Annotated in this window: 8 protein-coding genes and 1 tRNA gene; 2 read left to right on the top strand and 7 right to left on the bottom strand. The window is 63.7% G+C overall.

Annotated elements, in window-relative coordinates; all coding sequences use genetic code 11:
• The 3 genes from L598_RS19770 to L598_RS19760 all read right to left on the bottom strand — a co-directional run.
• Positions 1-696 (bottom strand): IMP dehydrogenase (locus tag L598_RS19770; protein ID WP_144865684.1); only part of this gene is annotated, 696 nt, incomplete at its 3' end.
• A gap of 148 nt (positions 697-844) precedes the next feature.
• Positions 845-1,318: a CAP domain-containing protein gene (locus L598_RS19765; RefSeq protein WP_246658853.1), complete on the bottom strand. Its 474-nt coding sequence runs from the start codon at positions 1,316-1,318 to the stop codon at positions 845-847.
• A 98-nt stretch (positions 1,319-1,416) separates the two neighbouring features.
• Positions 1,417-2,400, bottom strand: a complete 984-nt coding sequence (locus L598_RS19760) for an MBL fold metallo-hydrolase (protein ID WP_144865452.1) — start codon at positions 2,398-2,400, stop codon at positions 1,417-1,419.
• Between the two features lie 237 nt (positions 2,401-2,637).
• On the opposite strand from L598_RS19760, the gene L598_RS19755 reads away from it, so the two are divergent.
• On the top strand, positions 2,638-4,050 hold the full coding sequence (locus tag L598_RS19755; RefSeq protein WP_144865450.1) for an MFS transporter: 1,413 nt from the start codon (positions 2,638-2,640) through the stop codon (positions 4,048-4,050).
• A gap of 29 nt (positions 4,051-4,079) precedes the next feature.
• Here the strand turns inward: L598_RS19755 and L598_RS19750 are convergent, their stop codons facing one another.
• Genes L598_RS19750 through L598_RS19740 form a run of 3 tightly spaced genes read right to left on the bottom strand, consistent with a single transcriptional unit; the run spans position 4,080 to position 6,540 of the window.
• Positions 4,080-4,472 (bottom strand): GFA family protein, encoded by a 393-nt coding sequence (locus L598_RS19750; RefSeq protein WP_144865448.1) that lies wholly within the window; start codon positions 4,470-4,472, stop codon positions 4,080-4,082.
• A gap of 11 nt (positions 4,473-4,483) precedes the next feature.
• Positions 4,484-5,182, bottom strand: a complete 699-nt coding sequence (locus L598_RS19745) for an RlmE family RNA methyltransferase (RefSeq protein ID WP_246658852.1) — start codon at positions 5,180-5,182, stop codon at positions 4,484-4,486.
• Positions 5,179-6,540: a Ppx/GppA phosphatase family protein gene (locus L598_RS19740; RefSeq protein WP_246658851.1), complete on the bottom strand. Its 1,362-nt coding sequence runs from the start codon at positions 6,538-6,540 to the stop codon at positions 5,179-5,181. The genes L598_RS19745 and L598_RS19740 overlap by 4 nt, the downstream gene beginning before the upstream one ends.
• A gap of 292 nt (positions 6,541-6,832) precedes the next feature.
• Here L598_RS19740 and L598_RS19735 point away from each other — a divergent pair.
• Positions 6,833-6,906: transfer RNA gene (locus tag L598_RS19735), tRNA-Gln, on the top strand.
• A 93-nt stretch (positions 6,907-6,999) separates the two neighbouring features.
• Here L598_RS19735 and L598_RS19730 read toward each other — a convergent pair.
• Positions 7,000-7,170 (bottom strand): integrase core domain-containing protein (locus tag L598_RS19730; RefSeq protein WP_144865444.1); only part of this gene is annotated, 171 nt, incomplete at its 5' end.

Raw genomic sequence — 7,170 nt, 5'->3', positions numbered from 1 at the left:
CGCCACGCGCAGACGCCCCTGGGCATCCTTGGTGGCATTGGGATTGAGCTGCGACTTTTCGATATCCTTGACGGTGATGAGGCCGACGCAATTGCCTTCGCCGTCGATGACCAGCAGCTTCTCGATGCGGTGCTGGTGCAGGAGCCGCTTTGCCTCCTCCTGATCGACGCTTTCCTTCACGGTGACGAGATTGTCGTGCGTCATCAGTTCACGCACGGGCTGGCCTGGATCGGAAGCGAAACGGACATCGCGATTGGTGAGGATGCCGACAAGCCGGCCCGCGTGATGGCCGCCGGTGCCGCCATTCTCAACGACGGGGATGCCGGAGATGCCATGAGCGCGCATCAGCGCCTGGGCGTCGCCCAGGGTCGCGTCGGGACCGATGGTGACCGGATTGACCACCATGCCGGATTCGAACTTCTTGACCTGACGGACTTCCTCGGCCTGCTCGGCCGGTGTGAGATTGCGGTGGATAACGCCGATGCCGCCGGCCTGAGCCATGGCGATGGCGAGACGGGATTCCGTCACCGTGTCCATTGCGGCCGAAAGGATCGGCACGTTGAGGTCGATGTCGCCCGCGATCCGCGTGCTGACATCGGTCTGACCGGGCATGACCTCCGAATGTCCGGGCTGCAAGAGCACGTCGTCGAAGGTGAGCGCCTCGGCGCCGGTTGCGGTTTCGATGATCCTTGCCATGGCCGACCCTTGAATAAGAGATGGCGCGGCCTGCACATAGAACAGCACCGGCCGACTCGTTGAACTTCCCTTTCAGGATTGGCGCTGGCTGGTAACACGTCCTGAGGGTTATGAAAAGTCACCCACGGAACGAATCTCCGGAACTGCCTCAGGCGGCCAGGATCATGGCCCAGAAACGCCGGCCGTCGGCGCGGGGATCCGGCGCGTAAGCAAGCCCGAAACGGGAAAAGCGCGGATCGAGCATGTTGCGGCGATGCGGCGGCGAGTGCATCCACGCATCGATGACGCCAGAGACATCATATCTGCCATGGGCGATGTTCTCGGCCGCCACGCCACGCGTTTCTATATTGCGCAGGCGCGAGGCGAAATCCCTGCCCATGCCGGTGCGATGAACCATCCTGCCGCTGCCGGCCATGAATCCGGCCTGCGACAGCGCCGCGTTCTCGAGTTCCCTGTCCGGGCGCAAAGCACCCATGCCATGCGCGGACCTTATCCGGGCGACAACGGAAGCAGCCGGACCCGACGCACGTGCTCCGCTGACGCCCGGCGAAGTCTGGCAGGCGGCCAACGGCATGAGCAGCAAACCGGCACCGGCGCCGAGAAGGAGTCCGCGCCGGTTCATCTTCACCTCTTGCCTCATGCCGACCTTGCCCTCGTTCTTCTGAGATCAAGGTCCGGAATAAGGACAATCGTGGCAATTAGCGGGCAGATACCGTCTCCTCAGACCAGGAACTGGTAGGTGACCGGCACGAAGCGGTAGCCGACATCCATCTTCTCGATGAAGCCGACCGACGGGAACGGCATGTGATAGCCGATGAACGGGATGCGGTCGGTCGCGATCATGTCGAAGACCTTCTTCCGGCTGTCGGCGGCCATCTGCTTGTCGGCATCATATTGCACGTGCCAGTCGGGCCGCTGCAGCGACGCCACGTAATGGTTGGCCGTATCGGCCGTCAAAGCCAGTCTTTTCCCTTCCGATTCAAGCAGGAAAATCATGTGGCCTGGCGTATGCCCCGGCGCGAGCATGGCCGAGACGCCGGCCACCACCTCGTCTCCGTCTGCGAGGAAGGTGGTTCTTTCCGCGAAGGGCTTCACCTTCGTCTCGACCAGCTGGGCGTTCTGCTCCGTCGGCCCGGACATCCGGTCGGATGCGGTCCAGAAATCATATTCCGCCTGCCCCGCAAAGTAGCGTGCGTTCGGGAAGGCCGGCCGGTTTCCTTCCGTCATGCCGGAAATGTGGTCCCCGTGGAAATGCGTCAGCACGACAATGGTGACCTGTTCGGGCGAGTAGCCGGCCGTGGCCAGTCGCTCCCTCAGCTTGCCCATGCCTGCTTCCCGCGCCCCTTCGCCCAGGCCGGTATCGAAGAGCACGAGCTCGGAACCGGTATTGACGAGCGTCGGCGTGAAGCCGTTGACGAAGCGGTCGGACGGAAGGAAATTTTCTTCCATCAGTTCCGCAACCGCTTCCGCGCTCTGATCCTGCCCGAAGATCGGATGCGGCCCCTCGCCCGGACGCAAGCCATCGCTGATGGTGGTCACCTCGAAGCCGCCGAGCATGAAGCGGTTGACATCGGGCGGAATGGGACCGGCCATCTCCGTCTGGGCATAGGCGGCGCGGGTCATGATCTGCGGTGCGGCAACAACGCCGGCAGCCCCTGCAAGGCCCAGCTTGAAAAGCGACCTGCGATCTGTGGAGAACGTCATCTCGGTATTCCCTTCAATCATGGACTTCGGATCAAGGAGCGGAATTTCCCCAGTATGCCAACGCAATTGAGACGGTTGAACGTCCGGGCAAATTCTTCACACTAACGTGAACGAATGGTGACATTCCCGTCTTGCCGCTACATTTCGGCAGCATGGGCGGGACATTGCCGATCAAACATGCTAACGCCTCCCTGCCTCATTTCTATCGCCTTTCGGCCGCAGACCTGAATACCCGCCTTGAACCGCACGCTTCCGCTCATACTGGCCGTCGCTCTTTTCATGGAGCAGATGGATTCGACGGTGATCGCCACCTCGCTGCCGGCCATCGCCGAGGATATCGGCACAAGCCCGGTCGCGCTGAAGCTGGCGCTGACCACCTATCTCGTGGCGCTTGCGATCTTCATACCGATCAGCGGGTGGATGGCGGACCGCTTCGGCGCCAAACGCATCTTCCGCATAGCCATAGGGGTCTTTGTCCTCGGATCGATCGCCTGCGCGGCTTCGGGCTCCCTTGGCGCCTTCGTGCTTTCGCGCTTCCTGCAGGGAATGGGAGGCGCCATGATGACCCCTGTTGGCCGACTGGTGCTGGTCCGCGCTACCTCGAAAGAACACCTGGTTTCGGCAATGGCGCTCCTGACCATACCGGCCCTGATCGGGCCGCTGGTCGGCCCACCGCTCGGCGGCTTCATCACCACCTTCTTCAGCTGGCACTGGATATTCCTCATCAATGTACCGATCGGCCTTGTCGGGATCTGGTTTTCCGGCCGGGTCCTGCCGGAATTCGAAACCCAGGCGCACAAGCGCGTCGATTTCATCGGGTTCCTGCTCTCGGCGCTGGCGGCGGCAGGCATTGTCTTCGGCCTTTCGGTGGTCAGCCTGCCCGCCCTGCCGCCCGCCGTCGGCATCACCACCACGATCGTCGGACTCGTTTGCGGCGTGCTTTACCTGCGCCATGCAAGACGCGCCGCAAACCCTCTGCTCGACCTCAAGCTCTTCCGCAATCCTGCTTTCCGATCCGCCATCGCCGGCGGCTCGCTTTTCCGCATCGGCGCGGGCGCGGTGCCTTTCCTTCTGCCTCTGATGTTCCAGATCGGCTTCGGCATGACTCCCTTCCAATCGGGCATGCTGACTTTCGCCTCGGCATTCGGTGCGATCTCGCTGAAATTCATGGCCCGCTCGACCCTGAAGCTGGCGGGCTTCCGGCTGGTGCTGATCGTGGCCGCGATCGGCGGCAGCGCTCTGATCGGCGCCAATGCGCTTTTCACCGCCGAGACACCCGCACCGGTGATCATAGCGGTGCTAGTGGCAGCCGGCTTCATGCGCTCGCTCTTCTTCACCTCCGCCAATGCGCTCGTCTTCGCCGATATCGGCGAGGAGGAAGCCAGCCAGGCGACCGCCATTTCGGCTGTCAGCCAGCAGATCAGCATCGCACTCGGCGTGGCGATCGGCGGCGGCATCCTGGAAGCGACCACCCATATAACGGGCGCGCCGCTCGGCGTCGGCGCATTCGTCAACGCCTTCGTCATCGTCGCGCTGTTGACGTCGCTGGCGGCATTGCCGTTCCTGAAACTGCCGCCGGACGCCGGCAGCTCCGTTTCCGGGCATCGACCGCGGCGGGTCGTGGCAGAAGAGGAAGCCGCGACGGTGTAGATCAACCGACATTCAGCTTCGGGCGCGGCCTATTCCTCGAAGCGACTCGCGGCGTCCCGATCGCGCTCATATGGCCTGGCGAGCGGAAACGGCGGCAACCAGGCCTCGCGGCGGAGGGTCCAGCTTTCATAGGTCGGCATCAGCTGGTCAGGGGCATCCAGGGTTCCCAGATGCACTTCGATCTCGTTCCCGCTGCGCGCGAAAACGGACGAGCCGCAGCGAGGACAGAAAAACCGTCCGGCATAGTCGCGCGTCTCGCCTTCGATCTTCACCGCATCCTCAGCGAACACCGCTGCGGCGTAAAACAGGGCGCCATGGTGCTTGCGGCAGTCGAGACAATGGCAAAGGCCGACCCTGTACGGGCGTCTCGATGCCACAATCCGGACATCGCCGCACAGGCAACCGCCGGTGAATCGGTCCATGCCGCTTCTCCTCAGGGTTCTTCCCGCCCCCTGAATCCCTTCGCCAGCAGATAAAGCTCGACGGATTCGTCGCGCGAGGCCGGCGGCTTCACATGGTGGACGGAGCGGAAGTTCCTTTTCAACTGGTCGAGCAGACCGGCCTCCGTGCCGCCCTGGAAGGTCTTGGCAAGAAAATGCCCGCCCGGCTTGAGCACGGAGACCGCAAAATCGGCCGCCACCTCGCACAGATGCATGGTGCGCAGATGGTCCGTGCGCCTGTGCCCCGTGGTCGGCGCGGCCATATCGGAAAGCACAATATCCGGCGGCTCGCCCAGCACCTCCAGAAGCCGGTCCGGCGCGGCATCGTCGAGGAAATCCATCTGCAGGATCACCGCACCCGGCACAGGGTCCATCTCCAGATAGTCGATGCCGACGACCAAAGGCCGCTCCTCGGTCGAGCCAACCCGTTCGGCGGCGACCTGGCACCAGCCGCCGGGAGCGGCCCCCAGATCGATGACACGCATTCCGGGCTTCAACAACTGATGCCTGTCATCGATCTCGACGAGCTTGTAGGCCGCGCGCGAGCGCATGCCCTCGGCCTTGGAACGACGCACATAGGGGTCGTTCAGATGGCGCTCGAGCCAGCGGCGCGAGGAGTTCTTCAGCCCGCTTTTCTTCTTGATACGGGTCTTGAGCGCGCGCGCGCCGCCCGGTTTGACCGGCTTTTTCACGACAGACGCGGCCCTTTCTGCCGACGCCTGCGCCAGACGCCGTCTTCGGCCATCATCTCCGACAGCATGCCCTCGCGCAGGCCGCGATCGGCAACCCGCAGCCGCTCGCTCGGCCAGTAGCGGCGGATCGCCTCGAGTATGGCGCAGCCGGCAAGCACCAGATCCGCCCTGTCGGCGCCTATGCAGGGATTGGCCTTGCGCTGCTCGAAATCCCAGCCGAGCAGCTTCTGGATCATGCGGTCCACGCTGTCGCGCTCCATCCAGAGCCCGTCCACCTTGCGCCGGTCATAGCGGGGGAGTTCGAGATGGACGCCGGCAAGCGTCGTCACCGTTCCCGAAGTTCCGAGCAGATGGAAGCGCGAGCCGGAGGCCACATGCGCGAGGCCCCGGCGTCCCTCGAAAGCCTCCAGGAGATCGCCCACCTCGACCACCATGGCCTCGAAGATTTCCGGCGTGACATGGCGACCGCCGAAACGCTCGGCGAGCGACACGACGCCGACCGGCAGGGAGGTCCAGGAGACGATATGATCGGCAAGGCGCGGCGTGCGATGCCGCGAAATGTCTATCAGGGCGATCTCGGAAGAACCGCCGCCTATATCGAAGAGCACGACGCCATGGGTCTCTCGGTCGATCAGCGAGCCGCAGCCGGAAACCGCCAGCCGCGCCTCGGTGCGGCGGTCGATGATTTCCAGCGTCAGGCCGGTCTCCCGCTTTACCCGTTCGAGAAACGCATGGCCGTTCTCGGCCGAGCGGCAGGCTTCCGTCGCAATCAGCCGCATGCGGCGCAGCTTGCGGCCGGCAAGCTTGTCGGCGCAGACCTTCAGGGCATCGACCGCCCGGTTCATGGCGGCGTCGCCCAGCCGGCCGCTGGCACTCAGGCCCTCGCCAAGCCGCACGATGCGTGAAAAAGCGTCGACCACCCGGAAATGACCGGGCCGCGTCGGTATGGCGACCAGCAGCCGGCAATTGTTGGTGCCGAGGTCGAGCGCGGCATAGGCCGGGGCATCGGCCGCATTCGGGGTACCGGAACGTCGCTGCGGGCGCGCGCCCCCTGCCCCGGCGATCCCGATGCTGTTCGGTTCGGCGGGTTTCGGCGCGGCATCGGCGCCGTTGCGCATGTCGAGGATGCGGCCCTGGCTGTCGCGCGCGAAGACCTTGCGGCCACGCTTGCGCTTGCGCCGCTTCTTCGCCTTGTTCGCGGAGACGCCATTTGCGGCGGGGGGGCCCGCCTCCTTTGGCTGGCTTCCGCCCTGAGGGGCACCAAGGCTGCGGGCAGCCGGACTCCATTGGTCTTCGCGCGCCGGGTCGCGGAACATGTCCGCCACCCGTGGCGCTTCGCCGCGTTCGTGGTCTTCCACGTCTGTTCCTTCGGCGCCGCGCGAACCCGATCAAGGGACGCTGCACGCGCTCAGCTTTTCCATGTTGGTGACAAGAGTAACAGCAGCGGCCGATTTGACCAAGGGCGGAACGGACCTATTTCGCCAGCCTCGCAACCGCCCGGACACGCGACCGCATCCGCCGGGCCAGCCTGATCCGGGTCTTGAACCGGAGTCCGGACTTGACTATTTGCCGGCCATGCGTAAAAGGCGGGGCAAGAATGGGCCGTCAGCCCTTTATGTCGTTGCGGCCTTCTTGGTCCGCACCGCTTCTTGGGGAATAGGTTAACGGTAGACCAGCGGACTCTGACTCCGTTAGTCCTGGTTCGAATCCAGGTTCCCCAGCCACACCTGCTTTATCAATAAAATCAGCTACTTAGACGAATCCCGAAAACGGCATGTGTTACTGATCAGCCCCACTTGAGTGGTCCATTTTAAAAGTTAGTGCATCGCCGGTCTTTGGTCCATCGGAAGGATGGTTTCCGGGGCTGGCGGGSGRTAGCCCAATGCGCTGTGTGGTCGTTTCGTGTTGTAGTGCTTCCTCCATTGCTCGATCAGTATTTGTGCCTCGCGGAGGCTGTAGAAGACTTCTCCATTCAGCATTTCATCGCG

The organism is Mesorhizobium sp. J18 (assembly GCF_007829525.1).
Lineage (GTDB): Bacteria > Pseudomonadota > Alphaproteobacteria > Rhizobiales > Rhizobiaceae > VLJP01.
Note: the sequence above shows the minus strand (reverse complement) of the source record. Positions and strands in the feature narration are given on the sequence as shown.